Raw genomic sequence first — 24925 nt, forward strand, 5'->3', positions numbered from 1 at the left:
TTACTCTCCTAGCGTTTGGTAAATTTCGCGAACAAGTGCTTCTGTATTGTCCCAGCCTAGACACGGATCTGTAATGGACTTCCCAAAAACTTCTGGTTCATTTTGACGTCCATCTTCTAGATAGGACTCAATCATAAAACCACGAACGTATTTCTTGATTTTCTCATTCCAGTCACGGTTAATCAAGGTCTGACGAACGATACGGATTTGATCCATGTACTGCTTGCCTGAATTGTCATGATTGGTATCAATGATGATAAAGGGATTTTCTAAGCCCATCTTTTCATACTGGGCAATGGTATCCATCAAATTGTCATAGTAGTAGTTAGGAATATTTTTCCCGTATTCATTCAAGGCACCGCGAAGAATTGCGTGGGACAATGGATTCCCCGTTGTTTCCACCTCTTTACCAAGAAAGAGGAAACTCTGTTTATTTTGCGCTGCATAAATCCCGTTAAACATAACATTGAGATTTCCAGATGTGGGATTTTTAAATCCTGTTGAGAAATCTGCTCCGCTCGCTACAAAACGGTGCTGTTGATCCTCTACAGAACGAGCTCCAACAGCCATATAAGAAATCAAATCATCCACCAGCGGAAGATTTTCAGGATAAAGCATCTCATCAGCCGTTGTCATACCAGTCTCAGAAATAACACGATAATGTAAATGACGAACAGCCTTGATTCCATTTATCAAGCTAGGTGCTTCTCTAGCATTTGGTTGATGAATCAAGCCCTTATAGCCATCTCCATTGGTACGAGGTTTAGCTGTATAGACACGCATGACCATAAAAATACGATCTTTGACCTCTTCTTGCAAAGCAGATAGACGCTTGGCATACTCGAGAACCGCCTCTTCATTATCAGATGAACATGGTCCAATCACCAAGAGAATACGCTGGTCTTCCCCACGAATGATGGCTTCCAATTCCTGATCACGTTGTTTTTTTCTCGCAAGAGCCGCCCCCTCTAATTTAGACAAGGCGCGAACTTCTTCAATGTTAATTTTAGGACTTTTAGCTGTAAATACCATGATTCATCTCCTTATAAAGCAAACGGACACCAAGCAAAAAATGACTTTTACCAGGTATCCGCCTGTATCTTATCTCATATTATTGTCTCTTACCATGACAGTTCTTGAATTTCTTACCAGAGCCACATGGGCATTGATCATTTCGTCCAATTTGGCTCAAGTCCACATCTTCTGGAAGCTGAGTCTGCTGCGCTGCGATATTACGAGTCGCAGTTGTACTGATATTGTGTTCAGTTTGAGGACGTTCCTGTTCGTGGATTTGTGCTTTCATCATCAAGCGGGTCACATCGAATTCAATTGATCCAATCATGTCATTAAACATGCGGAAGCCTTCTGCTTGATATTCTACAACAGGGTTGTTTTGGGCATATCCACGAAGACCAACAGCATTTCGCAACTGGTCAAGAGCATCGATATGGTCTGTCCACTTGTTGTCTACAACACGTAAAATCAAGACTTTCTGGAATTCTTTCACTGCATCTTCGTCACGAAGTTTGGCAACTTGGCTGTCATAGACTTTCAAGGCACGTTGATACAGTTCATCTTTGATGGCCTGATCTGACAGACCTACAAAATCTGAACGGCTGATTGAATCTTCTGGAAGCAAGTTATATTTAGCAAAGTTCAAGATTGCTTCCAGTTTTTCATCTTCTTTCGAACGAGCATGTGCATCTACGATTCGGCCAATGGTACGACGAATCATAGCATGGATTTCTGGTGCCAAGTCACGATCTGCAGTAATGACATCATAACGTTGTGCATAGATGATTTCACGTTGTTCACGCATAACATCATCGTATTGAAGGACTTGCTTACGAGTGTCGTAGTTGTTTCCTTCGACACGTTTTTGAGCTGCTTCCACTTGACGCGTTAACATGCGAGATTCGATGGCTTCATCAGACATGTTGAGGCGTTCAAAGACACCTTTCAAACGTTCTGAACCGAAACGTTTCATCAAATCATCTTCAAGAGACAAGTAGAATTGTGACTCACCTGGGTCCCCTTGACGCCCTGAACGTCCACGAAGCTGATTATCAATACGGCGACTTTCGTGGCGCTCTGTACCAATGACACAAAGTCCACCAAGTTCACGAACCCCTTCGCCAAGCTTGATATCGGTACCACGACCGGCCATGTTGGTTGCGATGGTAACTGCGCCACGCTGACCAGCGTTCATGATGATTTGCGCTTCTCTGTAGTGGTTCTTCGCATTCAAGACTTCGTGAGGAACACCCGCCTCTACCAGTTTCTTAGAAAGGAAGTCACTCGTTTCAACTGCAACTGTACCTACCAAGACCGGTTGACCTTTTTGGTGACGGGCTTTTACATCCTCAACTACAGCCTTAAATTTCGCATCAAGACTGGCATAGAGAAGGTCTGAGTGGTCGATACGTTGGATTGGACGGTTGGTTGGTATTGGGATGACGCGAATGTTATAGATTTCGCGGAATTCTTCTTCTTCTGTTTTACCAGTACCTGTCATACCTGCCAATTTCTTATACATACGGAAAAGGTTTTGGTAGGTAATAGAAGCTGAAGTCTTGGTCTCATCTTGGATTGGCACACCCTCTTTTGCTTCAATCGCTTGGTGCAAGCCGTCAGAGTAACGACGACCTTCCATGGTACGACCTGTAAATTGGTCGACAATCAAGATTTCTTGCTCTTCGCTAACCACATAGTCGATATCAAGAATCATGATATAGTTGGCACGGAGGGCATTGTCGATAAAGTGGGTAAGAGCTACGTTTTCGACATCATAGAGATTTTCTAGTTTGAAATAGCTCTCAGCCTTGTCAATCCCAGAATCAGACAAACCAATCGTCTTAGACTGAATGTCAATAATATAGTCATCCTTATCCAAAGACTTCACAAAATGATCCGCCATATGGTAGAGTTGGCTAGTCTCAACTGCATTGGCACCTGAAACGATCAAAGGAGTACGGGCTTCATCGATCAAGATCGAGTCAACCTCATCGACCAAGGCATAGTTAAGCGGACGCTGTACCATGTTTTCTGCACGAACGACCATATTGTCACGAAGGTAGTCGAAACCAATCTCTGAGTTGGTTGAGTAGGTAATATCACAGAGATACGCTTCTTTTTTCTCCATTGGAGATTTGGCTGCTAAGTTGATCCCTACTGACAGACCGAGCCATGAGTACAACTCACCCATCTCAGTCGCGTCACGTTCTGTTAGGTATTCATTGACTGTAACTACGTGAACCCCTTTACCTGCAAGGGCATTGAGGTACACCGGCATGGTCGCCGTCAAGGTTTTCCCTTCACCAGTACGCATCTCTGGAACGTCACCATGGTGAAGAACAATCCCACCCATGACCTGAACTTTATAAGGGAAAAGTCCAAGGACACGTTTTGCTGCTTCACGGACTACCGCAAAAGCCTCATATAACAGCGAATCAAGTGATTCCCCCTTATTGTAGCGTTCTTTAAATTCGTCAGTTTTTGCTTTTAGTTCTTCGTCCGACATTGCGGCCATTTGGCTCTCATAGTTAAGAACCTTATCAGCCATCTTTTCTAGACGACGAAGTTCTCCTTTATCATTTTCGATAATTGTTTTTAAAATATTAGCCATGATTTTCCTTACTTTAGATTCTGAATATTTTAGAATGTTCTTTTAATTTTAGCATATTTACCATTATTTTTCAAGAAAGAATCCTTGTTTTACAAGGGGAAAAAAGGGCTAGAAGCTAGTCTAGTCCATAATTATTTTATGTTTAATTTCCTAAAAACACTGGCAATATACCAAAAGAGCAAAAGAGATTAATCCAGAAGGCCATGCATAATAACACTCCAAAAATAAAAAGACTGATTTTTTTAATCAGCACGGAGTATAGGATGGAGAAAACCCCAAAAACCACAAAGAGTTTTTTCATAACGAAATAATATACTGAAACTCCTCCTATTTGCCAATCCCAAGGAAGAAAAAACATGAGGGACCAGAGAAAGCAAATCGTAAGGATATATCTCTTGTAGTGCGCTTCAAGAAAGGCTTTTGTTTTCTCCATAGCAAAGCTCCATTTCCGTCACTGCCTCTTCCCTTTTATTATACCAAAAAACCTGGAAAAGACTTTCCAGGTTTGAGTTTAAAATCACTAGTCATACTAGAGAAACTCCTTTATTCATAGGCTGATTCACTTTATTGACTTGATGAAGATGTTCCAAAATCGACCTTAGGAACTGTCTTGGCTTCTTCTGTTTCTTTAAAGGTTTCAGCTTCTTTAAAGTTCATCATATTCGCAAAAAGCACGGTTGGAAAACTTCTCAACTTTTGATTGTACTCGGCTGCGACTTTATTATAATCCTTGCGTGCTACAAAGATACGATTTTCACTGCCTGAAAGTTCGACCATTAGTTGCTCAACATTTTGATTGCTCTTGAGTTCTGGATAATTCTCCGTCAAGGAAATCAAGCGGGAAAGAGCAGAGCTCAATTCTCCCTGAGCCTTTTGGTTTTCTTCCGAAGTTACTGAGCTACTACCGATTTTAGCTCTAGCATCCGCAATCTTGGTAAAAACTTCGGTTTCATGATTCATTTGTCCTTTAACGGACTCCACCAAGTTACCGATCAAGTCTGAACGACGTTGGAGTGCTGTAGAGACATCGGCCTGAGCCTGCTCCACTTTAGTCTGTTCACCAACCAAACCATTATAGGTCGTCACTGCGGAACAACTTCCCAGAACTAGTAGTCCAAAGAAAATCGCCACTATTGAGAGAATTACTTTATTTTGTTTCATATCAAAACCTTAACACTTTCTTTTATCAACTTTTCTGAGATAGGACTCAGATTTTAAATCAATTTCCCAAACTTTGTTTTTATTTTTAATTAAGGAGTGAACTGTTGCAAAGGAGTCACCTTACTGCATGGAGAAATCGGTTTGAACAATATATGATCACTCACCAGTCATCAGACGAACCGCCACCATCGAAGCCACCGCCGTCCCAGCCACCAGATGAGTCGGAGCCTGAGTCAGGCCAAGAGGAGCCCGAATCAGACCAAGAGGAACCTGAGTCTGATGAGTCACCGCCCCACCAACCACCGCCAGAATCATCTCCACGTGAACCGCCACCACGACCACCAAATAGAAAACCGATAATCATCACGATGAAGTAAATGAGAACTCCAAATCCGATAACTCCGTCGCTCGAACTGCTTTTTCGGTTCCGTTTTGAAGATCGACTCTCAGCTGTATATTTTTCAATTTCTCTTAGACGACTAGAATTAGTAGCATAGTCGTAACTACTTCTAGAACTTGAAGAAGTCGTACTCGATCCACTATAAAACATGTAGTTGAGATTGTTTGCTATAGAAAGAACTCCATTGCTGTAGTCTCCCTTTTGAAAGTAAGATCGTGCTGTTTTCAAAAATCTATTGGTCTGATAGTCTGTGATCTTACTTGCCACATTATTACTGGTTTCAATCCGTGATTTTCTATCTTGAACTGCTACCACAATCAAGACCCCGTGATTATCTCCCGAATAGCCAATCTTCCAAGCTCTAGCTGTTTCGTTGGCTACAGTTTCGATTGTTTCTCCATCTAGGCTTTTCACAACGTAAACGCCCACTTGGAATTTTTCTGCTTTTTGACTATTTACCTTATTCAAGCCTTGGATCAGTTTGATTGTATCATCAGTCAGATAGTGATTGGGATCATAGATTCCGTACTCTGGTTTTTCAGGTGCTGTGAATGCTGACAAAAAGAGAAAGACCATCAGCAACCCAAGCAAGCGAACCAACAAACTATGTTTAAATAATCTGCTTTTTTTCATAATAACCTCCCTGATAAAGGAAAATTGATTTAAGGAATTATAGCATTTTGATTTTTACAAAGAAAGTACATTTTCATTACAAATAGATTACAAAATCTAGGAAAATAATTGAATTTTGATGACAGATTTTGTCTCCAATTTGATAAAACTTTTACTCCTTTTATAGAAAAAAGAAGACCTCATAGTCTTCTTTTAGTTTGTTTTTGTAGAAAAACAAGCAAGACTTACTTGCGTTTTCTCGCGATCAAGTGAATCGGTGTTCCTTCAAAGACAAAGGCCTTGCGGATTTGATTTTCCAAGAAGCGCAGGTAAGAGAAGTGCATGAGTTCTTCTTCATTGACAAAGATGACAAAGGTTGGTGGCTTGGTTGCCACTTGAGTCGCATAGAAGATTTTGAGACGTTTGCCTTTGTCTGTCGGTGTTGGATTGATAGCAATGGCATCCATAATGACATCGTTCAAGACAGCCGATGGGATACGGGTGTTTTGGCTTTCACTGATTTGCTTGATCATCTCAGGCAGTTTGTGGAGACGTTTCTTGGTAAGAGCTGATACAAAGACAATCGGTGCATAAGGCAGATATTGGAACTGCTCACGGATATCTTCTTCCCATTTCTTCATGGTGTGATTGTCTTTCTCAAGGGTATCCCACTTGTTGACTACGATGATCATCCCTTTACCGGCTTCGTGGGCAAATCCAGCGATACGCTTATCATACTCACGAATACCTTCCTCGGCATTGAGGACCATCAAGACCACGTCAGAACGGTCAATGGCACGCATGGCACGCATGACAGAGTATTTCTCCGTATTTTCGTAGACTTTACCAGACTTACGCATACCAGCTGTATCAATCATGGTAAACTCTTGTCCATCCGTATCTGTAAAGTGGGTATCAATGGCATCACGCGTTGTCCCAGCTACTGGACTAGCAATCACGCGGTCTTCTCCCAAAATGGCGTTGATCAAACTTGATTTTCCAACGTTTGGACGGCCAATCAAGCTGAATTTAATGACATCTGGATTTTCTTCTTCAACTTCATGTGGTAGATTTTCCACGATGGCATCCAGTACATCACCCGTACCAATACCGTGGACAGACGAAATTGGCAGCGGTTCGCCCAAACCAAGAGCGTAGAAATCATAGATATCATTTCGCATCTCTGGATTGTCAACCTTGTTAACGGCAAGGATAACAGGCTTATGGGTTTTATAAAGTTTACGGGCTACGTACTCATCTGCATCCGTGATTCCTTCTTTCCCAGAGACCACAAAGACGATGACATCTGCTTCTTCCATGGCAATTTCTGCCTGGTGTTTGATTTGCTCCATGAAGGGAGCATCGACGTCGTCAATCCCTCCAGTATCAATCATACTGAAAGAACGGTTGAGCCACTCACCCGTTGCATAGATACGGTCACGTGTCACACCCTCGACATCTTCTACAATTGAGATTCGCTCACCAGCGATCCGATTAAATAGGGTCGATTTCCCAACATTGGGACGTCCCACAATGGCAATAGTTGGTAAGGCCATGTTTTCTCACTTTCTACAATAACTTTTTCTGTTCTAGATTTTTTCGAGTTGAACTAGGTTCGGCTTGACCAAACTGCTCTGCTAAACGCTGACTCCAAGAGGTCGTCGCACGCGCACCAGCATAGTCTGCCTGAACTTTATCATAGTCCAAAATCGCTGCAACTGGCTGTTCTTGGTATTCTTCTTCAAATACCACTTGCTTCAAAGGCAGTCTTGGTTTGACATCATGTTGTTGATTTGGCACGCCAAGGGCAATCCCAAAAACTGGGTAGGTATAGTCAGGCAGGTTAAAAAGCGCTGCCACTTCTTCCGACTTGTAACGGACTAAACCAATGATAACACCACCATATCCCAGGCTCTCAGCCGCAAGCAAGGTGTTTTGCCCCACAAGAGCCGCGTCCACAGACGTGATAAGGAGACCTTCTACCCCTTGAGGTTGGAAAGTGTCCGTATGAAGGCTTGCTCCCTTTTCCGCTCGATTCAAGTCACCAACAAAGAGCAAAAAGGCTGCTGACTGGCGAATGGCTTCCTGGGGAACTAATTCATAAAGAGCATCTTTCTTCTCTTGACTGCGCACAAGAATCACAGAATAGGATTGGAAATTTTTCCAAGATGACGCCATTTGCCCAGCAGTCAAAATCTCTTCCAAGTCTGCTTGAGGAATTTCTTGCTCCTTAAAGCGACGAACTGAAGTATGAGATTTCATCAGTTTAATGGTTTCTGTCATCGGCGATTTTCTCCTTCTAGTCTCGTTTCCTCTGCTAAATAACGGATTCGTTCCATAACCCGTCTAGCTTCCCAAGTCTCGTCATTTCCATTCTTTCCTTTGGCAAAATGTTTTTCCAAATCTTGGAAATTAAAGTTGGAAGTAAAGAAGGTCGGCAAATCTTCCTGCATGCGGTACTGAAGAATGACTTGGAGAATCTCATCACGTACCCAAGGAGTCGACTGCTCTGCACCAATATCATCCAAGACCAAAACTTCTGCTAACTTGATGTCATCCACCAAAGTCTTCACAGATCCTTCACCGATAGCATTTTTTACATTAATGACAAAACTTGGATAGTGGAGAATCGTCGTTGAGGCCCCACGTTTTTCAGATAAGTCATGAGCTAAGGCCGCCATCATGAAACTCTTACCAACACCAAAATCTCCGTAAAGATAGAGGCCTTTTCGGATGCTTGGGTAAAGGTCAACAAAGGAATAGAGTCTCTCAAAAATCGGTAACCGTCCTAGATCATCCAGGTCAATCTGAGCCAACTTCGCTTTCTTGAGACTTGCTGGTAGATTAATCAACTTAAGGCGATTCTTAATTGCTGCCTCTTTTTCAGCCGCGATTAGTTCTGGTGTTTCTTCATAAGACACATCCGCATATCCGTGATTCATAACCAAGATGGGCTTGTAGCCACGCGCTATATAGTCCGCATCCCCTCGAAGAAACTTGTCCCGTTCTGTGATATATTGATTGAACTTGGAGATGCTACGATTCAACTCCTCTGGGCTGAGGGATTCTTTCTGGATAAAAGCCGCCACATCTGGGTCCTTCATGATCTGCTGGACTAGGTCCTGATACTGAAAACGACTTGTCTGACGTTTGATAACGTCACCCACACTTTCCATCTAATCTCCTCCTTCTTCTAATCGGGCTAACATTTCTTGTTTTTTGCGTTCTAGTTCCAGACGAGTTTCCTCACTGGTTTGATTTTTATATTCTGGATTACTCCACTTAGGAACATTTGTCTTAGTCGAGCTAGTTTTCGATTTCTGGTCTTCTTGCCCTTTTTGCTGACGCTCTCGAATCCGAAGCACAGCCTCTTCTGCTGTCCGAATTTTTTGATAAGCATAGTCATTTGCGACCTTCATGGCATATTTTTCATTGACATTAGCCGAATCAACCTTATTAAAAGTTAGAAGCAAGACGATATTGATGACTTCGTCCAACAAGCCTAAAGACGCCATCTGGTGAAGGAGTTCTCGCTCACTCTGGGTGATGTTCCCCTTACGCGTTTGCTTGATTTCCGCTAAAAAGTGCAGGGGAGTTTTATTTTTGGCTTCCCTGATAATAGTCATTTCTTTGGGGCTGAAGTCAGAAGATGCTGGTTTTTGTGCTATTTTTTCACGCATGCGTTTGACTGAAATAACCTGAGTCACCGCTGTCGCCTTGGCTAATTGATAAGTTTCAAACCAGGTCCATTTTTTTTCATCTGCGATGGCGAACAACTCCAAAACATCCGCCTGCTCGTCTTCAAAACGCAAGCCATCTCGAGCCATCAGGCGCTGGAAATGTTCCAAGTCAAAATCATTTTTTAACTTGCTTTTAGACTCGATTGGTGTCACTTCTTCAATCAAGGTTGGAAAGACTTGGCTCAAAGAAACAGAGAGTGCTTCTCCCTCACTTGGAGCCTGCTTCATAGCAGAAACAGCTGTATCTCCAATCTTTTTCTCTAATAATCTGCTATAGACAGAATGACTTAAAAAATCGTGACTGGAAAGGGGAGAATGAAGTTGCAATTCATAGGCCTCCCCCTTCTGATAAAGGGTCAACAAATCCAAAGCAGATAAGATTTTAAAGGATTGGAGCAAGGTCGGCATGCCAAAGTTTAAGTGGTTGAGGATATGGGAAAAGAGGTGTTCCTTTTGCCCACCATCCCAAAAGGTAATGGCATATAGATAGAGGCTCAGTGCCTCCTGACCGATAATCGGGAGGTAGCACTGCACCAGAGAAGAGGTATCTTGCGACACCCGATTATTCTTTAGAAAAGAAAAACGGTCATTTGGCTTCATCTATTTTTCCTTTTTCTTTTTTGAGGACTGGGTGATTTGCTGGAGCAGACTCTCCAACTCACTCACATCCTTAAAGCTACGGTAAACACTGGCAAAACGAACATAGGTAATCTCATCAAGCTCCGCCAATTCTTCCATGACTAAAGATCCAATATATTCACTTTGGATCTCATTCTCACTGCGACTACGGAGTTTTTGCTCGATGCGATTGACCACCATGTTGATTTCATCACTTGACACAGGACGCTTCTGGGCTGAGCGGATAATCCCATTAAAGATTTTATCTCGCGAAAACTGTTCTCGCGTACCGTCTTTTTTGACGACAACCAGCGTTCTTTCTTCTACTCGTTCATAGGTTGTAAAACGATGCTGACACTCGTCGCACTCACGTCTTCGACGGATGGTATTTCCTTCTTCGGCTTGTCGACTATCAACAACACTAGACTTGGTAGCCCCACATTTTGGACAACGCATGCATTTCCCTCCTTGTCGTTTTCTTTTCATTATACCATTTTTTGAGCAATTCCCAAAACAATTCTTATTTTTACTTGACAAGTTTTTTGTTTTATTGTATTATTTGATTAGAACAATAAAGACAAAGAAAGGAGACTATGATGTCCTGGTCATTTGATAATACAAAACCCATTTATTTACAGATTATGGAAAAAATTAAACTACAGATTGTTTCCCATGAACTGGAACCCAACCAACAGCTCCCTACCGTAAGAGAATTGGCGAGCGAGGCTGGGGTTAATCCCAATACCATTCAGCGCGCCTTGTCTGACCTTGAACGTGAAGGATTCGTTTATAGCAAGCGAACAACTGGTCGTTTTGTCACCGAGGATTTAGACCTCATCGTTCAGTCCCGTAAACAACTTTCCGAGGAGCAACTGCAACACTTCGTCTCTTGCATGCTTCAATTTGGCTACAAAAAAGAAGAACTGCCAAATGTATTAAGCGACTATATTAAAGGAGTTTAAGACTATGACACTACTAGCACTTGAAAATGTATCAAAATCATATGGAGCAACTGCGGCACTTGACAATATCTCACTAGAGATCTCAGCTGGAAAGATTGTCGGTCTCCTTGGACCAAACGGATCCGGGAAAACAACCTTAATCAAACTGATCAATGGCCTCCTTCAGCCAGATAAAGGACGTGTCCTCATTAACGGACAGGATCCAAGTCCTGCTACCAAGGCGATCGTCTCTTATCTACCAGACACAACTTATCTTAATGAGCAAATGAAGGTCAAGGAAGCCCTAACCTACTTCAAGACCTTCTATCAGGATTTCAATCTTGAACGCGCCCAACATCTGCTTGCAGACCTTGGCATTGATGAAAATAACCGTCTCAAGAAATTATCAAAAGGAAACAAAGAAAAGGTCCAACTGATTTTGGTTATGAGCCGCGATGCCCGTCTCTACGTTCTAGACGAACCCATTGGTGGGGTAGATCCAGCAGCCCGTGATTATATCCTCAATACCATCATCAACAACTACTCACCGACTTCTACGGTGCTGATTTCAACCCACTTGATTTCAGATATTGAGCCAATCTTGGATGAGATCATCTTCCTCAAAGACGGAAAAGTCGTCCGCCAAGGAAATGTTGATGATATTCGTTACGAGTCAGGTGAATCAATTGACCAGCTCTTCCGCCAGGAATTTAAAGCCTAAGCAAAGGAGATTATTATGTTTTGGAATCTAGTTCGTTATGAATTTAAAAATGTCAATAAATGGTATTTAGCGCTCTATGGAGCTGTGCTTGCAATTTCAGTTTTGATTGGGGCTTTTCTTGGTAGCCTTAGCCAGAGTTACAATTCTAACAACGCTGTTTATTTCATCTTCTTTTTGGTACTAGTCTTTGGAGGACTTAGCGTCACTCTTTGGATTGCAACAATCTTTTTAATCATCCGAAGATTCAAGGGGAGTGTTTATGACCGCCAAGGGTACTTGACCCTGACCTTGCCTGTCTCTGAGCACCAAATCATCATCGCAAAACTCTTAGGAGGTCTTGTCTGGTCCATCTTAAGCTATATCGTCTTTATCTTGAGTGTACTGATTATCTTCTTTTTAACACCAATAGAAAAAGACTTCACTGTCCTCTATAACTTCATTTCCCCTTACCTCAGCTACGGCTGGCTATATGCCCTATCACTATTTGTCGGTTCAATCACATGGATTTTATCCATTTACCTCTCCATCTCAATCGGACAACTCTTTAATGAGTATCGAACAGCTATGGGGATTCTAGCCTATATCGTCATTGCCATCGTCATTGGTTATGTTTCTCTCTTTTTCCGAATTGAAAATAACTTTAACATGATGATTGGTACAGAAATCTTACGCGATCTCTTTTTATCGGCTATCTACTATCTCGGAACCTACTATATCTTGAAAAACAAGGTTAATTTGCAATAGTTTAAACGTCAAAAAAGGATAACATCTCATCACTGAGGTGCTATCCTTTTCTTTATCTCATTTTCTAACTAGATTTAAAAAATGAATCCATCTAGCAATTAAATTATAAGATCTGATCTAAATATCTCGTTTAATTTCTCTATTGTATCACTATCATTATATTCCTTAAATATTCTGATAGCTTTTGAACATTCTTTCTTACCTATCTCTACTCGATTAGTTTTAATATGATAAACACCTCTTAAAAAAAGCAAATAATTTTTTTCGAAATAATATCCTTGCCTCGTAAGTAAATTTTCTAAATCATCTATAAAAAATTGAGCGCTATCTAACAAATTATTTTTTAACAGTAATTCCAAGTTAAATAAATATAAAGGAATTACCCTGTGAGCTCCCGTTTCCGTTTTTAGAAAGTGTCGTGTTTTCTTGATTACCACTCTGTATAGTAAGCTAATGGTTTTAGTATTCATAAAAAACACCGAATTATAGAAAAGTTTTAGTTCATACTCCATCCAAGTATCTACAGAAAGCAGATATTTTATTAATTCATTGCATTTAGATGAATTATAAGGAAGGTTTGCAAGACGGTTGATCTGTTGCTCAGCAATCAATTTTATATGGTAATTGCATAAACTTTTTTCTTGCTTTTGTCTTAACCCTATTTTCTGGACTAATTCTTGAAGTAAAAATATATCTGAAGAATTTACAGCATTTTCTAACTCTCCCCAAAAACATACCTTTTGGGAATAATAACAGTGAACTAACTCTTCAAATTCTGAAAATGAGGTTCCAAGGCGATCTAACAGAATATAAAAATGATTAATAGATAACTTCGTAACTCCATTTTCGAATCGAGAAATTGTTGATTCACTAATTTCATTACACGCTAAATCTTTCAGACGAAAATTTTTTGAAATACGGATATCTTTTAAAACGGCTCCAAAATTTTCCATATCCATCCTCTTCCATTTTTGCAAAAAATCAAACATGTTGTAGCGTTCATGATATTATTATACAAAAAAGAAGGAGGAAGGACAATAATATCATGAAAAAAATTTTTTTATTGTAAACAGTCGCCTTACTAAGCTTAGCAGTCTCCTTGCCAGCAAATAATCCAGTTTCTGCTCAAGAATCCTCCACTCAAACGACTTATAGTAAGTCAAGTGGAAGTTGGATAAAATCTGATAGCCGTTGGTGGTATGAGCATTCTAATGGTTCTTATACTACAAATGGATGGGGAAAAATAAATGGCACCTGGCACTATTTTGATAATGAATGTTGGATGAAGACGAGTTGGATTAAAGAATATGGGAAATGGTATTACCTTGATGATAGTGGAGCCATGCAAATAGGGCTACAGACTATCGAAGGTGAACAATATTATTTAGATACTAGCGGATCTATGCAGACGGGTTGGCACAATATCGGAGATGATACCTATTTCTTTGCTAATAGTGGCGAAAGCCGAAATATCAATCGTCGGGCTTTAGTTCTTGGTGAAACATCTACTCCAGCAGTACCTATCGCGGATGTTAATGCGATGGAAAAGGTATTTAGCAACCAAAACTTCAGTGAAGTTATTCGTTTCCCAGATAGAACTACGTGAGATTGTTGCAAAAATACAAGAACTATTTGAATCTTCTACCGAAAGTGATGTGAACTATCTTTACTTTACTTGTCATGGAGGAAGAGATGGAAGAATCTATATTGGTAGTGATAAAACAGCATTTTCTGGTTGGGAATTGGCGTCCATTTTGAAACAATACAAAGGTAAGTTTGTTGTTATGCTGGATTGTTGTCATGCTGGGACAATTATTTCTAAAGATAATACAGAGGCATCCAATGAAGAAGCCTCTACAGAATATTTTGATTTGGACGAGTTTGTATCAGGATTTTCTAATATGAATGGTAACGAAAAATCAGGTGAGATGATTGACTCTAAATTTTTAGTACTATGCTCATCAAGAGGTGCAGAATACTCTAGTGGCGGATCATTAAGTTTAGCGACTAAATATTGGTCTTTAGGTTCAGGATGGAATCCTCTACAGAATTCACAAGTATCTTTAGTAGCAGACCAAAATTATAATCATAGAATCACTTTAAATGAATTGTATACATACTCTCGTGAACAAGTTTTGAAACAAAATTCTAACCAGCATATTGAAGTTTATCCAGAAAACAGTCAATTTGTTTTATTCAAAAAATAAGGAGTTCATAAAATGAAAGTATCAAAAAAAGTTACACTATTAGTTTGTCTTTGGCCGGTTTCGTTTTATTGACTCTACCTCAAGCAGGAAAGGCATTTGAACTTAAAGAAGACTGGGCTTTTAAAGGTGGCATTCGATACGATAATGGGAAAGTCAGTAAGATTAATAATGGATATGAAGTAAATATTAAAGTGTTAGATTTACCTAGTACTAGCGAAATCGAATGGACAGTTAGATTGAATGGAGAAAAGCAAAATACTAACTTCTTAGCGGAGGAAAGAACGGTATCTAAAACTGAAGATAAGGGACGTTTTTTACACTTTTATATTCCTTATGGATATCGTGGGGATATTGTAGTAGAGGCTAAGAGTGGTACTGAAGTAAAAACTTGGTCTACTAAGGTAGTTGACGATGTTGATTCAGATACTGCTAAGAGTGGCTACTTTGTTTTAGATAGTGATCAAATCTTAGAAAGTTCATGGGATTCAGTAAATGAGTCTTATGTTACAACGCTTCCAACCGTAATATCAGGAAAATCTGTTGTTGCTTGGCGTGAAGAAGGAACTCTTAATTTAATTAAACCAGGAAGAATTGCTCGGCAATATAATAGCAGTGGATTATATGTAAAACTTTCTCCAATCTTTGAAACTGCTAGCTGGCTACAATCAAACCAAAATTGGTACTATCAAAAACAAGGTCAACTAGTTAAAGATGCTTGGATCAATAATCAGGGAACATGGTACTTTATGGATGATGAAGGGGTTATGTTTAATCAAACATGGCTATACCGAGGTAGTAGCTGGTATGCCTTTAAATCATCAGGAGCTATGATTTCAGCTGATTGGCTATATGATAATGGCTCTTGGTACTACCTAAATGATTCAGGTTCTATGGCAACAGGTTGGCTTAAAGATAGTGGAACTTGGTATTACCTAAAAGACTCAGGTTCTATGGCGACAGGTTGGGTCAAAGATAATGGTAAGTGGTACTATCTCGCATCATCTGGTAATATGCTTCGTAATACCTATACACCTGATGGCTATTATGTAGATGATAGTGGAGCTTGGTAATAATCTAGAGTAAAAATCTTATTCTATTGACTATTAGTTATAGATTCACAGGCTAAATGATATAAAAGCTACACGACAATACGAAAAGCGAATCAAAACAACAAATTCTGTTTTGTTCGCTTTTTTATTTTATCTGTTAAATTATGGCAAAACAACTTTTATTTATATGATTTTCATTTAAGCAAAGAAAAGTAAAAACCTATAACATACAATTAGAAAAAGCAAGGAATTCGGGTTCCTTGCTTTTTATACTCACATGAAAATCAAAGAGCAAACTAGGAAACTAGCCGCAGGCTGTACTTGAGTACGGCAAAGCGACGTTGACGCGGTTTAAATTGGATTTTCGAAGAGTATTAACTCAATATCAAACTGGCTACAAGAGGGCTGACAAAAACATAGAGAATACCGGTGACACCGATTGCCAAGCCACCCATAGCTCCTGCTACAGACCCGTACTGAAAAGCCGTTCCCGTTCCGACTGCGTGGCCTGTTCCTCCAAGGGAGAGTCCGACAGCCACTGGATCATCAATCTTCAACCACTTCAAAAGGGTTGGTCCAATAACACTAGTTAAAATCCCAGTTGCCACTACGACGACCAAGGTCACAGTTGTTAAACCTTGCAATTTTTCTGTAATCCCCACTGCCATAGCGGTTGTCACTGACTTGGGAAAGAGAGAAATGGCTAGGAAAAAGTCCATGCCAAAGATTTTCGCCACTATGGCGGTGAAGCTAGTATTGACAACTACTGCTAGCAGACTACCAAAGAGAATACTCCGAGCATGGTGCTTCATCAAGTGAAAGCTCTTATAAAGTGGAATCCCTAGAGCCACTGTCGATGGGACAATCAAATTATTCAGATAAACCCCACCTTGGTAGTAATCTTGGTAAGAAATACCCGTCGCCTTAAGAAGGATGATAATAAAAATTGCCGACAAAAGCAAAGGTGTTGTCAAAGGATGGGGAAAACGTCTGTAAATCAACATCCCCACTAGATAAGCTAGGATAGATAATGCAATCCCAAACAGAGGATTGGATACAAATTCACTCATTTCGTTTCTCCCTTCTCATAATCTCCCTCAAATCGTCTCTTGATAAACTGAACCACTAGGGCGATGAGGATAATGTTGATGACAGCCGCAAAAAAGACAATCAAAACAATGGGCAAGAGATAGGGAGCAATCATATCAAACTTTTCCATGATTCCCACTGCTGGTGGCAAAAAGAGAATGGTCATATTGGCCAGCAAGAAATTCCCAACCATGTTGACATGCCTGGTTCTCAACCACTTGAACTGTAAGGCAAGAAAGAGAATCATCAAACCGATAATACTGCCTGGGATAGGCAGATGAAAGAAACTGGAGATTCCCTCACCGATTAGAGAAATCACAAAGAGAATCATTAATTGAACATATAACTTCATCCTAAACTCCATGAAATAGACTTCTTGCATACCAGTTTACTCTTTTTTCAGAAAATTTCAAGGAAATATTGCAATTCTTCTTTCTTGCAAGGATTAGGTAAAAGTAGTATAATAATTGCATGCGCAATCATCTTGTGTTGTAGAGACAGTCAGTAATGACTTTGTGATTTTTACTTTGAAAAGAAAGGAGAAAGCAATGACCTACTTAGAAAAATGGTTTGACTACAACCGCCGTCAAAAGGAAATGGAAGCCTTGTTGGAAGAAACTATTGCCCAGCAGAGTGAACAAAGGATGAACTTGAAAGAGTTTTACCTGCTCTACTATCTGAATCTAGCCCAAGAAAAATCTCTACGACAGATTGACCTGCCAGATAAACTCCATCTCAGCCCAAGCGCTGTTTCTCGAATGGTGGCTAGGTTAGAAGAGAAAAACTGTGGTTTGCTTAGTCGCAGATGTTGCGATCAGGATAGACGGGCTAGTTTTATCTGCCTGACTAACGAGGGACAAACAACCCTGGCTTATCTACAAAAAGCCGTCGAAGAAAGATTGGAAACCAGTCTTGATTTCTTGCCTTAATAAGTATTTTTTAAAAAAGTTGCGTGCGCAATCATTTTTCTTGACATTCCTCTTTTCAAGGAGTACAATAAAGCCAAGGTCAAACAAAGGAGTTTAATATGATCGAAATTACTTATCTAGATACCAGCAAACAAGAGAGAACCATGACTTTCGAGTCTTACCAAGACTTTGAACGTTCTCAACAAGCTTGCCTTATCGGTGTCGCAGACTATTACCCCGTTCAAAAATTAACCTATAATGGTCATGATTTGGACTACCATGGGACTTATGGAGATGTCTTCTTCTATCTCATGAAACAAGATTTAAGCCAATATAACTAAAAAAGGAGAAATACAATGGCAAAAGCAATTACAGATGCAACATTTGAACAAGAAACAAAAGACGGTTTGGTCTTGGTAGACTTCTGGGCAACTTGGTGTGGTCCATGTCGTATGCAAGGTCCAATCTTGGATAAATTGTCTGAAGAACTTTCAGAAGATGTCTTGAAAATCGTTAAAATGGACGTTGATGAAAATCCAAACACAGCTCGTGCCTTTGGAATCATGTCTATCCCAACTCTTCTCTTCAAAAAAGACGGCCAAGTGGTAAAACAAGTTGCTGGAGTACACACTGCAGAACAAATCAAGGCCATCGTTGCTGAATTGAGCTAATCACACGAGAGACCAAGTACTTTATTTGGTCTCTTTTTTCTTGCCCTTTGCCATTTTTCAAAAAATATGCTAGACTGTAGGTAGAATATTACGATGTTTGGGACATGCCATCGCTAAAAAAAACCTCTACTTGGTATTTTTTAGCTCCCCTAAAGGGAGCTTTTTGCGTGCTCTGAACATTTCCCATTTTGGAAGGAGTACTATGAAACGTCAATCAGCCTTGGTCGTCTTTAGCGGCGGTCAAGATTCCACAACCTGCCTCTTTTGGGCTAAAGAACACTATGAAACAGTCGAAGCTGTCACCTTTGCCTATGGCCAACGCCATCATCTCGAAATCCAAGTCGCTAGAGAAATCGCTAAGGAACAAGGCATTCGTCATCACATCTTAGATATGTCTCTGCTGGGACAAATCACTGAAAATGCGCTGACCTCTGATATAGAAATCGAGCAAAAAGAGGGAGAGGTTCCCAATACCTTTGTTGACGGTCGCAACCACCTCTTTCTTTCCTTTGCGGCAGTTCTTGCCAAGCAACGGGGCATTAAAGACATCGTGACAGGTGTCTGCGAGACAGACTTCTCAGGCTACCCCGATTGTCGAGATGTCTTTGTCAAATCCCTTAATGTTACCCTCAACCTTGCCATGGATTACGACTTTGTTATCCAAACACCTCTCATGTGGCTAGACAAGGCTGAAACTTGGGAATTAGCCGACCAACTAGGTGCCTTTGAATACGTTCGTGAAAAGACCTTGACCTGCTACAATGGGATTATCGGAAGTGGCTGTGGAGATTGCCCAGCTTGCCACCTACGTCAGCATGGCCTAGATGTTTATCTCTCACAGAAAGGAGAGGGCTAATGTTTTTTGCACCTAAAGAAATCAAACAAGAAACTGGGGAGTCTCTTGTCTACAATCCTCACAGAACCTTGGTATCAAAAGAGTTTACCTTTGATGCTGCCCACCACCTCTTTCACTATGAGGGAAAATGCAAGTCCCTGCACGGCCACACTTATCATCTGCAGATTGCTGTTAGTGGTTTTTTAGACGACCGTGGCATGACCTATGACTTTGGAGACATAAAAGCTATCTACAAGGACTACTTAGAGCCCCACTTGGATCATCGCTATCTCAATGAAAGCCTGCCTTATATGAACACGACTGCTGAAAATATGGTTTACTGGATTTTTCAAACCATGAGTCAAGAGTTACCAGACGAGCGCAGTCTTCGTTTGGAATACGTTCGTCTCTATGAGACTCCGACTGCCTTTGCAGAGTTTAGACGGGAGTGGTTAGATGACTAGGGAACGTGTCCTCAAACTACCTGTTCTGGAAATTTTCGGCCCAACCTTTCAAGGTGAAGGTCGTGCTATTGGGCAGAAAACCATGTTTGTCCGTACTGCTGGTTGCGACTACCACTGCGACTGGTGTGACTCCGCCTTTACTTGGGATGGTTCTGAAAAACCAACTCGCATGACGGCTGACGAAGTCATTGCTGCCTTAGATAAATTGGGAAGCTACGACTACGTTACCTTGTCTGGCGGAAATCCTGCTATCCTAGCAACCAACATGGCTCAACTCGTCACCAAGCTCAAAGAACGTGGAGTCACTCTAGCTGTTGAGACCCAAGGCTCCCGCTGGCAAAATTGGTTAAAAGACATTGACCAAGTCACTCTGAGTCCCAAACCTCCTTCCTCCAAGATGGAAGTCAACTTTGAGACCTTGGACTTTATCGTTTCCCAACTCGATCCAGATAAGGTCACCTTTAAAATTCCTGTCTTTGATGATGCAGATTTAGCTTTTGCCAAAGGTATTCAAGAACGCTACCAACCAGATGTCCTTTTCTTATCAGCTGGAAACCCTGAGCCCAAGGCTACGGGTAATATTGTCCAAGACCAACTGGACCGTCTCAAAGAACTTTGGGAACGCATCGCCGCTGATGATAGCTGGGGCAATGTCCGCGTCCTCCCTCAACTGCATACTCTCCTCTACGATAACCAACGTGGTGTTTAAATTAGAAAGAAAAAATCATGTCACAACAAGAAGAAATGAAAAATCTAAGCCTACTAGGCAACAAAGAAACCAACTACATCTTTGACTATCAACCAGATGTCCTCGAATCTTTTGACAATCGTCATGTGGAAAATGACTATTTCATCAAATTTAACTGTCCTGAATTTACCTCGCTTTGTCCTATTACGGCTCAGCCAGATTTTGCGACCATTTATATTTCCTACATTCCTGACAAGCTCTGTGTCGAGTCAAAATCCCTCAAACTCTACCTCTTTAGCTACCGAAATCATGGGGATTTTCACGAAAACTGTATCAACACCATCGGGAAAGACTTGGTCAACTTGCTAGACCCTCGCTATTTAGAAGTCTGGGGAAAATTCACTCCACGCGGGGGCATTTCAATCGACCCCTACTACAACTACGGTAGACCTGGAACTAAGTATGAAGGCTTGGCAGAACAACGCCTCTTCCAACACGATCTTTACCCAGAGAAAATTCACAACCGCTAAACTCATACTCAATGAAAATCAAAGAGCAAACTAGGAAGCTAGCCTCAGGTTGCTCAAAGCAGTGCTTTGAGGTTATAGATAAGACTGACGAAGTCAGCTCAAAGAACTGCTTTGAGGTTGTAGATAGAACTGACGAAGTCAGTAACATATCTACGGCAAGGCGAAGCTGACGTGGTTTGAAGAGATTTTCGAAGAGTATCATACGAAAAAGCCCTGTTCCTCAAGATGAGGAGCAAGGCTTTTTGAATTTCAATTATTCTTCTGTTCCAAGAAAGTTTTTCGCAACAAGAGCTGCAAGAACGCCACCAACGATTGGGGCAAGGATGAAAATCCATACTTGTTGAAGGGCTGTACCACCTACCAAGACAGCTGGTGCCAAGCTACGAGCTGGGTTTACTGAAAGGCCAGTGATGTTCAAGCCCACAAGGATCAAGGCTGTCAAGGACAAACCAATCACCAAACCAGCAATCGCACCATTGCCCTTGCTTGCTGATGTTACAGTCATGATAACCAAGACAAACAAGAAAGTTGCGATAACTTCAAACAAGAAACCACCAAAGACAGTGACACCGTTTGCCAAGGCATTTTCACCAAGACTAGTAGTTGACATGCCTGAGTTAGACAAGAGGAAGAATACTGCAGCTGACGCAAGGAAAGCTCCAACTACTTGTCCAAGGATGTAGTTTACAAGTTCAGAAGATGACAAACGTTTGTTTACAAACATAGCGATCGAAACTGCTGGATTCAAGTGAGCACCTGAAACAGTTCCGATTGAGAAAGCTGCGACTACGATGGCCAAACCAAAAGCAAGAGCAATCCCAAGGTGCCCAAGACCTTCAACACCATTCCCAAAAACAACAGCTCCTGTTCCGATGAACACAAGCATAAATGTACCGATTAATTCAGCAATAAATTTTTTCATGATAAATCTCCTTTTTTTAAACTATGTATTAGTCTATCAAAAGAAGGAAAGGGTTTCAAGAAAATTGACTGGAAATTTACTGGTTTGCCTTACTGTCTTTTAATTGAGGGATGCGATAAAAAATACATTCCCTCTATGGAACTTATCAGTTGCCTATCTCATTAGCATTTAGCAACTTAATATAATCCAGACCCCAGTTTTCGACAGCATCTAAAACAACTCTGAATTCCTGCCCCATTTCGGTTAAGCTGTACTCAACTCGTGGGGGAACTTCGGCATAGACCTTTCGTTGAACAATCTTATCCTTTTCTAATTGACGGAGATGACGGGTCAAAATAGTTTGAGTAATCCCAGGCAATAATCTCTGCAATTCTTTAAATCGTTTAGTACCCGTACTCAACTGATAAATGATTACCAGTGCCCATTTCCCTGTTAAAACCCTTTGCGTTGTCGCAAATGGACAAATACCATACTCACTCACTTTATTTGGCATAAAATATCTTCTTTCTATTTTTTTTAAAATTTATCTTTTAGTATCAATAATAGTACTACTTTTGATACTAGCTATCGAAAAAGTGTCTACTTGTTTTTTTGATTTTAACTGTTACAATTATACCATAAAAAAGAAATGGAGAATAGATATGTCAACAAACTTAGAAATTTTCAATGCTTATAACCAAGCTTTAATTGCTGGTGACTTTCCTGGTGTCTTTGAAACGATGGCAGATGATATTGTCTGGCATCAACCTGGTAATCATAGTATATCTGGTTCAGTTGTTGGTAAGGACAAGCTAGGATCTCACCTAGCTACATTTGCTGAGAAAACTAATGGAACCTTTAAGGTGATAACAAATTGGGTTTCTGACAATAAGGATTTAATCGCAGCTAATGTTACTTTTCTCGGAACACGTGCTGATGGTACTGAACTCAATATGAACGGGATTGACCTCTTCCGTATTGAAGACGGAAAAATCAAAGAAGTTTGGCTCTTCTCTTCAGATCAAGCTGAAGAAGATAGCTTTTGGGGATAATTTAAGAGGCTGGGACAAAAAATTTTGATTTTAGGAATTCTTTATTATAAATTTTTAAAATCGATAGATTAGAAAAAAAGCGAACAAGACAGTATTCTGAGTGTCAGATAACTCGTTTTGTTCGCTTTTTATATTTAAGGTTAGACTTTTGTCCCAGACTCTTTTAATTTACTCCCCCAACTCAGCACTATAAGCAATAATCTGGTCAACTGTGTCTGACAAGAACTGGATGGTATCACGGAGTGGTTTATCCGTTGAGATATCGGCTCCGATAATCATGGCTGACTCAAGTGGTGTCTTGCTACCACCTGATTTGAGGAGATTGAGCCAATCTTCAGCTCCCGTTTTTGAATGTTTCAGATGAAGGTAACCCGCAGTCGAGATGACAAGTCCGGCTGAGTAGGTGTAGCTATACAAGCCCATGTAGTAGTGGGCCTGGCGCATCCAAGTCAAAGCCGCATCGTCGTCAATTTCAATGGCATCTCCCCAGAAATCCGTCAAGACTTCCTTCATAATGCTGTTAAGTTTGCTTGCTCCGAAGGTTTCTCCTTCTTCAATCAATGTATAAACCTTGCGCTGAAAGGCAGCCTCCAAGAGGTGGGTAATAAAGTTATGGAAGTAGGTATCTGTCAAGCGATGGGCAAGGGCAAAGCGTTTTTGACGCGGGTCGTCAGACTGGTGTTCCAAGTAATCACTGAGGAGCAATTCATTGAAGGTTGACGGCGCTTCAACATAGTAAGTCGACATATGAGCGTTGAAGTAACTTTGGTGATTATCTGAAAAGATAAATTGACCAGAATGCCCGATTTCATGAATCAAAGTATAGACATCGCTCAAACGACCTGTCCAGCTCATGAGGACATAAGGATGCACACGATATGGATCCGTTGCATAACCACCAGAATCCTTGCCACTATTGGTAGCGAAGTCCACCCAGCGTTCTTCTTGGTAGCGGGCAATTTCTTGGGTGTATTCCTGACCCAATGGTGCGACTGACTTCATGACCAAATCGTAGGCATCATCAATGCTCACTTCAGGATTGAGGGCACTGTCCAAGTCTAGCTTCCAGTCTGCAAAAGTCATCTTTTCTAGACCATTAACCTTGGCAACATGCTTGAGGTATCTCTGAGCGACTGGCGCAAAGTCCGTCATGATAAGGTCAATCTGGCGGTCAAACATAGCACGGTCCACTTCTTGCTCAGCCAAAAGATAGTCAAAAACTGAGTCGTAGCCCTTCATATCAGCCAAGAGTTTTTCAGACTTAACCTGAGCTAGATAGGCTGCTGCAGCTGTATTCTGGTGCTTACGGAGTCCTTCTGAGAAAGAACGAAAAGATTTCTCACGAACCTCAGCGTCCTCGTGGTTTTGGTAGAAATTTTCATAGGTCACAAAGCTATTTTTGTAGGTCTTGCCATGGGCTTCAAAGTCAGCCATTTCGAAATCCCCAGCACGCATCTTGGTGTAAATATCCTGTGGACTGTAGAAAACTTCACCGAGATTGGTCAAGGCCTTCTCTACATCAGCCCCTAGATAGTGGGCTTTTTTGATTTTTGCCTGACGAATGGCAGCTGTTAAATGTGGTAATTCACCCAAACGGTCCAAGACTTCCTCGTCTGCTGCTACCAAGGCGTCGTCAAAGAAGGTCAAGGCTACACTGGCAGCTGTTTCAAATTCCATCCCAGCTTGGGCGATATTGGCGAACTCTTCATTGCTATAGTCTGTCGTTTGAGGCATAAAGGCATAATTGCCGATATGGCTCATCTGAATGTAGATTTGTTCCAATTCTGCAAAGGCCTTTTCAAAATCCTCAAAAGTGTGAAGATTGCCCTTATAGTCACGGCTAAATTGGTTGATGTCTTCGCGAGTCTTTTCGATTGCTCGCAAGAAATCCTCACGGTCTTGGTATAGGGCGGTTAAATCCCAAAGTTCCTTTTCTAGAAATTCTGAACGGTGTTTTTGTTCCATTTTC

27 protein-coding genes and 2 pseudogenes are annotated in these 24925 nt (G+C 41.0%); 13 read left to right on the forward strand and 16 right to left on the reverse strand.

The window, feature by feature from the left end; translation table 11 throughout:
- The 10 genes from FOA33_RS06535 to nrdR form a co-directional block, all read right to left on the reverse strand.
- Positions 1-1032, reverse strand: a complete 1032-nt coding sequence (locus FOA33_RS06535; protein WP_221161051.1) for a 3-deoxy-7-phosphoheptulonate synthase — start codon at positions 1030-1032, stop codon at positions 1-3.
- Between the two features lie 79 nt (positions 1033-1111).
- Positions 1112-3625 carry a preprotein translocase subunit SecA gene (gene secA, locus FOA33_RS06540; RefSeq protein ID WP_221161052.1) on the reverse strand — a complete coding sequence of 838 codons (2514 nt, stop codon included), beginning with the start codon at positions 3623-3625 and terminating at the stop codon, positions 1112-1114.
- Between the two features lie 142 nt (positions 3626-3767).
- A complete protein-coding gene (locus FOA33_RS06545) occupies positions 3768-4058 on the reverse strand; it encodes a hypothetical protein (protein ID WP_221161053.1) in 291 nt (96 codons plus the stop codon).
- 131 nt (positions 4059-4189) lie between these two features.
- Positions 4190-4786 carry a LemA family protein gene (locus tag FOA33_RS06550; protein WP_000812473.1) on the reverse strand — a complete coding sequence of 199 codons (597 nt, stop codon included), beginning with the start codon at positions 4784-4786 and terminating at the stop codon, positions 4190-4192.
- 160 nt (positions 4787-4946) lie between these two features.
- Positions 4947-5819 (reverse strand): TPM domain-containing protein, encoded by an 873-nt coding sequence (locus FOA33_RS06555; protein ID WP_221161054.1) that lies wholly within the window; start codon positions 5817-5819, stop codon positions 4947-4949.
- 224 nt (positions 5820-6043) lie between these two features.
- A complete protein-coding gene (gene der / locus FOA33_RS06560) occupies positions 6044-7354 on the reverse strand; it encodes a ribosome biogenesis GTPase Der (protein ID WP_221161055.1) in 1311 nt (436 codons plus the stop codon).
- 13 nt (positions 7355-7367) lie between these two features.
- Positions 7368-8081, reverse strand: a complete 714-nt coding sequence (locus FOA33_RS06565) for an NADPH-dependent oxidoreductase (RefSeq protein ID WP_221161056.1) — start codon at positions 8079-8081, stop codon at positions 7368-7370.
- Positions 8078-8974, reverse strand: coding sequence for a primosomal protein DnaI (gene dnaI / locus FOA33_RS06570; RefSeq protein ID WP_221161057.1), 897 nt, complete (start codon positions 8972-8974; stop codon positions 8078-8080). Before dnaI ends, FOA33_RS06565 begins: the two co-directional genes overlap by 4 nt.
- Entirely contained in the window at positions 8975-10138 is a 1164-nt protein-coding gene (locus FOA33_RS06575) for a DnaD domain protein (RefSeq protein WP_221161058.1), read from the reverse strand.
- Positions 10139-10612 (reverse strand): transcriptional regulator NrdR, encoded by a 474-nt coding sequence (gene nrdR / locus FOA33_RS06580; protein WP_001203678.1) that lies wholly within the window; start codon positions 10610-10612, stop codon positions 10139-10141. It lies immediately after the preceding gene.
- A gap of 140 nt (positions 10613-10752) precedes the next feature.
- On the opposite strand from nrdR, the gene FOA33_RS06585 reads away from it, so the two are divergent.
- From FOA33_RS06585 to FOA33_RS06595, 3 genes are read left to right on the forward strand one after another with little or no spacing between them, the layout of a single operon-like run.
- The gene (locus FOA33_RS06585) at positions 10753-11118 is read left to right on the forward strand and encodes a GntR family transcriptional regulator (protein ID WP_000119122.1); all 366 of its coding nucleotides are present in this window, start codon (positions 10753-10755) and stop codon (positions 11116-11118) included.
- Between the two features lie 4 nt (positions 11119-11122).
- Positions 11123-11818 (forward strand): ABC transporter ATP-binding protein, encoded by a 696-nt coding sequence (locus FOA33_RS06590; RefSeq protein ID WP_221161059.1) that lies wholly within the window; start codon positions 11123-11125, stop codon positions 11816-11818.
- Between the two features lie 15 nt (positions 11819-11833).
- A complete protein-coding gene (locus FOA33_RS06595; protein ID WP_049537143.1) occupies positions 11834-12562 on the forward strand; it encodes an ABC transporter permease in 729 nt (242 codons plus the stop codon).
- Positions 12563-12660: 98 nt separating this feature from the next.
- Here FOA33_RS06595 and FOA33_RS06600 read toward each other — a convergent pair whose 3' ends face one another.
- Positions 12661-13515, reverse strand: a complete 855-nt coding sequence (locus FOA33_RS06600) for a helix-turn-helix domain-containing protein (RefSeq protein WP_221161060.1) — start codon at positions 13513-13515, stop codon at positions 12661-12663.
- Positions 13516-13661: 146 nt separating this feature from the next.
- On the opposite strand from FOA33_RS06600, the pseudogene FOA33_RS09355 reads away from it, so the two are divergent.
- Both FOA33_RS09355 and FOA33_RS06610 read left to right on the forward strand, forming a co-directional pair.
- Positions 13662-14769: pseudogene (locus FOA33_RS09355) on the forward strand (caspase family protein).
- A 12-nt stretch (positions 14770-14781) separates the two neighbouring features.
- Positions 14782-15839 (forward strand): annotated as a pseudogene (locus FOA33_RS06610) (N-acetylmuramoyl-L-alanine amidase family protein).
- 353 nt (positions 15840-16192) lie between these two features.
- Here FOA33_RS06610 and FOA33_RS06615 read toward each other — a convergent pair.
- On the reverse strand, positions 16193-16888 hold the full coding sequence (locus FOA33_RS06615; protein WP_195216869.1) for an LrgB family protein: 696 nt from the start codon (positions 16886-16888) through the stop codon (positions 16193-16195).
- The gene (locus tag FOA33_RS06620) at positions 16885-17259 is read right to left on the reverse strand and encodes a CidA/LrgA family protein (protein ID WP_221161061.1); all 375 of its coding nucleotides are present in this window, start codon (positions 17257-17259) and stop codon (positions 16885-16887) included. The genes FOA33_RS06615 and FOA33_RS06620 overlap by 4 nt, the downstream gene beginning before the upstream one ends.
- 196 nt (positions 17260-17455) lie before the next feature.
- Here FOA33_RS06620 and FOA33_RS06625 point away from each other — a divergent pair, with 196 nt between their 5' ends.
- From FOA33_RS06625 to queF, 7 genes are all read left to right on the forward strand, one after another.
- A complete protein-coding gene (locus FOA33_RS06625; RefSeq protein ID WP_221161062.1) occupies positions 17456-17836 on the forward strand; it encodes a MarR family winged helix-turn-helix transcriptional regulator in 381 nt (126 codons plus the stop codon).
- Between the two features lie 98 nt (positions 17837-17934).
- Positions 17935-18156, forward strand: coding sequence for a DUF4649 family protein (locus FOA33_RS06630; RefSeq protein ID WP_000570267.1), 222 nt, complete (start codon positions 17935-17937; stop codon positions 18154-18156).
- A gap of 15 nt (positions 18157-18171) precedes the next feature.
- Positions 18172-18486, forward strand: coding sequence for a thioredoxin (gene trxA, locus FOA33_RS06635; protein WP_001029581.1), 315 nt, complete (start codon positions 18172-18174; stop codon positions 18484-18486).
- Positions 18487-18688: 202 nt separating this feature from the next.
- Positions 18689-19342: a 7-cyano-7-deazaguanine synthase QueC gene (queC, locus tag FOA33_RS06640; protein WP_213988192.1), complete on the forward strand. Its 654-nt coding sequence runs from the start codon at positions 18689-18691 to the stop codon at positions 19340-19342.
- Entirely contained in the window at positions 19342-19785 is a 444-nt protein-coding gene (queD, locus tag FOA33_RS06645; protein WP_213988193.1) for a 6-carboxytetrahydropterin synthase QueD, read from the forward strand. The genes queC and queD overlap by 1 nt, the downstream gene beginning before the upstream one ends.
- Entirely contained in the window at positions 19778-20494 is a 717-nt protein-coding gene (queE, locus tag FOA33_RS06650) for a 7-carboxy-7-deazaguanine synthase QueE (protein ID WP_221161063.1), read from the forward strand. Before queD ends, queE begins: the two co-directional genes overlap by 8 nt.
- 17 nt (positions 20495-20511) lie before the next feature.
- Complete coding sequence (gene queF / locus FOA33_RS06655) at positions 20512-21003, forward strand: preQ(1) synthase (protein WP_221161064.1); 492 nt, start codon at positions 20512-20514, stop codon at positions 21001-21003.
- A 253-nt stretch (positions 21004-21256) separates the two neighbouring features.
- Here queF and FOA33_RS06660 read toward each other — a convergent pair whose 3' ends face one another.
- Both FOA33_RS06660 and FOA33_RS06665 read right to left on the reverse strand, forming a co-directional pair.
- The gene (locus FOA33_RS06660) at positions 21257-21925 is read right to left on the reverse strand and encodes an MIP/aquaporin family protein (protein ID WP_221161065.1); all 669 of its coding nucleotides are present in this window, start codon (positions 21923-21925) and stop codon (positions 21257-21259) included.
- 145 nt (positions 21926-22070) lie between these two features.
- Complete coding sequence (locus FOA33_RS06665; RefSeq protein WP_001133065.1) at positions 22071-22418, reverse strand: winged helix-turn-helix transcriptional regulator; 348 nt, start codon at positions 22416-22418, stop codon at positions 22071-22073.
- Positions 22419-22566: 148 nt separating this feature from the next.
- Between FOA33_RS06665 and FOA33_RS06670 the strand changes: the two genes are divergently transcribed.
- A complete protein-coding gene (locus tag FOA33_RS06670) occupies positions 22567-22956 on the forward strand; it encodes a nuclear transport factor 2 family protein (RefSeq protein ID WP_000106199.1) in 390 nt (129 codons plus the stop codon).
- A 168-nt stretch (positions 22957-23124) separates the two neighbouring features.
- On the opposite strand, the gene pepF is transcribed toward FOA33_RS06670, so the two are convergent.
- The gene (pepF, locus tag FOA33_RS06675; protein ID WP_221161066.1) at positions 23125-24921 is read right to left on the reverse strand and encodes an oligoendopeptidase F; all 1797 of its coding nucleotides are present in this window, start codon (positions 24919-24921) and stop codon (positions 23125-23127) included.
- Positions 24922-24925: the final 4 nt, after the last annotated feature.

It is taken from the genome of Streptococcus cristatus (assembly GCF_019685515.1).
In the GTDB taxonomy this organism is placed as follows: domain Bacteria; phylum Bacillota; class Bacilli; order Lactobacillales; family Streptococcaceae; genus Streptococcus.

What these genes read in the sequence shown, in the direction of transcription:
- FOA33_RS06595 (WP_049537143.1), top strand. Translation starts at nt 11,834, where the DNA reads ATGTTTTGGAATCTAGTTCGTTATGAATTTAAAAATGTCAATAAATGG.
- FOA33_RS06575 (WP_221161058.1), bottom strand. Translation starts at nt 10,138, where the DNA reads ATGAAGCCAAATGACCGTTTTTCTTTTCTAAAGAATAATCGGGTGTCG.
- der (WP_221161055.1), bottom strand. Translation starts at nt 7,354, where the DNA reads ATGGCCTTACCAACTATTGCCATTGTGGGACGTCCCAATGTTGGGAAA.
- FOA33_RS06600 (WP_221161060.1), bottom strand. Translation starts at nt 13,515, where the DNA reads ATGGAAAATTTTGGAGCCGTTTTAAAAGATATCCGTATTTCAAAAAAT.
- FOA33_RS06535 (WP_221161051.1), bottom strand. Translation starts at nt 1,032, where the DNA reads ATGGTATTTACAGCTAAAAGTCCTAAAATTAACATTGAAGAAGTTCGC.
- FOA33_RS06565 (WP_221161056.1), bottom strand. Translation starts at nt 8,081, where the DNA reads ATGACAGAAACCATTAAACTGATGAAATCTCATACTTCAGTTCGTCGC.
- FOA33_RS06630 (WP_000570267.1), top strand. Translation starts at nt 17,935, where the DNA reads ATGATCGAAATTACTTATCTAGATACCAGCAAACAAGAGAGAACCATG.
- FOA33_RS06590 (WP_221161059.1), top strand. Translation starts at nt 11,123, where the DNA reads ATGACACTACTAGCACTTGAAAATGTATCAAAATCATATGGAGCAACT.
- dnaI (WP_221161057.1), bottom strand. Translation starts at nt 8,974, where the DNA reads ATGGAAAGTGTGGGTGACGTTATCAAACGTCAGACAAGTCGTTTTCAG.
- FOA33_RS06550 (WP_000812473.1), bottom strand. Translation starts at nt 4,786, where the DNA reads ATGAAACAAAATAAAGTAATTCTCTCAATAGTGGCGATTTTCTTTGGA.
- FOA33_RS06665 (WP_001133065.1), bottom strand. Translation starts at nt 22,418, where the DNA reads ATGCCAAATAAAGTGAGTGAGTATGGTATTTGTCCATTTGCGACAACG.
- FOA33_RS06615 (WP_195216869.1), bottom strand. Translation starts at nt 16,888, where the DNA reads ATGAGTGAATTTGTATCCAATCCTCTGTTTGGGATTGCATTATCTATC.
- queC (WP_213988192.1), top strand. Translation starts at nt 18,689, where the DNA reads ATGAAACGTCAATCAGCCTTGGTCGTCTTTAGCGGCGGTCAAGATTCC.
- FOA33_RS06620 (WP_221161061.1), bottom strand. Translation starts at nt 17,259, where the DNA reads ATGAAGTTATATGTTCAATTAATGATTCTCTTTGTGATTTCTCTAATC.
- nrdR (WP_001203678.1), bottom strand. Translation starts at nt 10,612, where the DNA reads ATGCGTTGTCCAAAATGTGGGGCTACCAAGTCTAGTGTTGTTGATAGT.
- trxA (WP_001029581.1), top strand. Translation starts at nt 18,172, where the DNA reads ATGGCAAAAGCAATTACAGATGCAACATTTGAACAAGAAACAAAAGAC.
- pepF (WP_221161066.1), bottom strand. Translation starts at nt 24,921, where the DNA reads ATGGAACAAAAACACCGTTCAGAATTTCTAGAAAAGGAACTTTGGGAT.
- FOA33_RS06555 (WP_221161054.1), bottom strand. Translation starts at nt 5,819, where the DNA reads ATGAAAAAAAGCAGATTATTTAAACATAGTTTGTTGGTTCGCTTGCTT.
- FOA33_RS06670 (WP_000106199.1), top strand. Translation starts at nt 22,567, where the DNA reads ATGTCAACAAACTTAGAAATTTTCAATGCTTATAACCAAGCTTTAATT.
- secA (WP_221161052.1), bottom strand. Translation starts at nt 3,625, where the DNA reads ATGGCTAATATTTTAAAAACAATTATCGAAAATGATAAAGGAGAACTT.
- queE (WP_221161063.1), top strand. Translation starts at nt 19,778, where the DNA reads ATGACTAGGGAACGTGTCCTCAAACTACCTGTTCTGGAAATTTTCGGC.
- queD (WP_213988193.1), top strand. Translation starts at nt 19,342, where the DNA reads ATGTTTTTTGCACCTAAAGAAATCAAACAAGAAACTGGGGAGTCTCTT.
- FOA33_RS06585 (WP_000119122.1), top strand. Translation starts at nt 10,753, where the DNA reads ATGTCCTGGTCATTTGATAATACAAAACCCATTTATTTACAGATTATG.
- FOA33_RS06625 (WP_221161062.1), top strand. Translation starts at nt 17,456, where the DNA reads ATGACCTACTTAGAAAAATGGTTTGACTACAACCGCCGTCAAAAGGAA.
- queF (WP_221161064.1), top strand. Translation starts at nt 20,512, where the DNA reads ATGTCACAACAAGAAGAAATGAAAAATCTAAGCCTACTAGGCAACAAA.
- FOA33_RS06660 (WP_221161065.1), bottom strand. Translation starts at nt 21,925, where the DNA reads ATGAAAAAATTTATTGCTGAATTAATCGGTACATTTATGCTTGTGTTC.
- FOA33_RS06545 (WP_221161053.1), bottom strand. Translation starts at nt 4,058, where the DNA reads ATGGAGAAAACAAAAGCCTTTCTTGAAGCGCACTACAAGAGATATATC.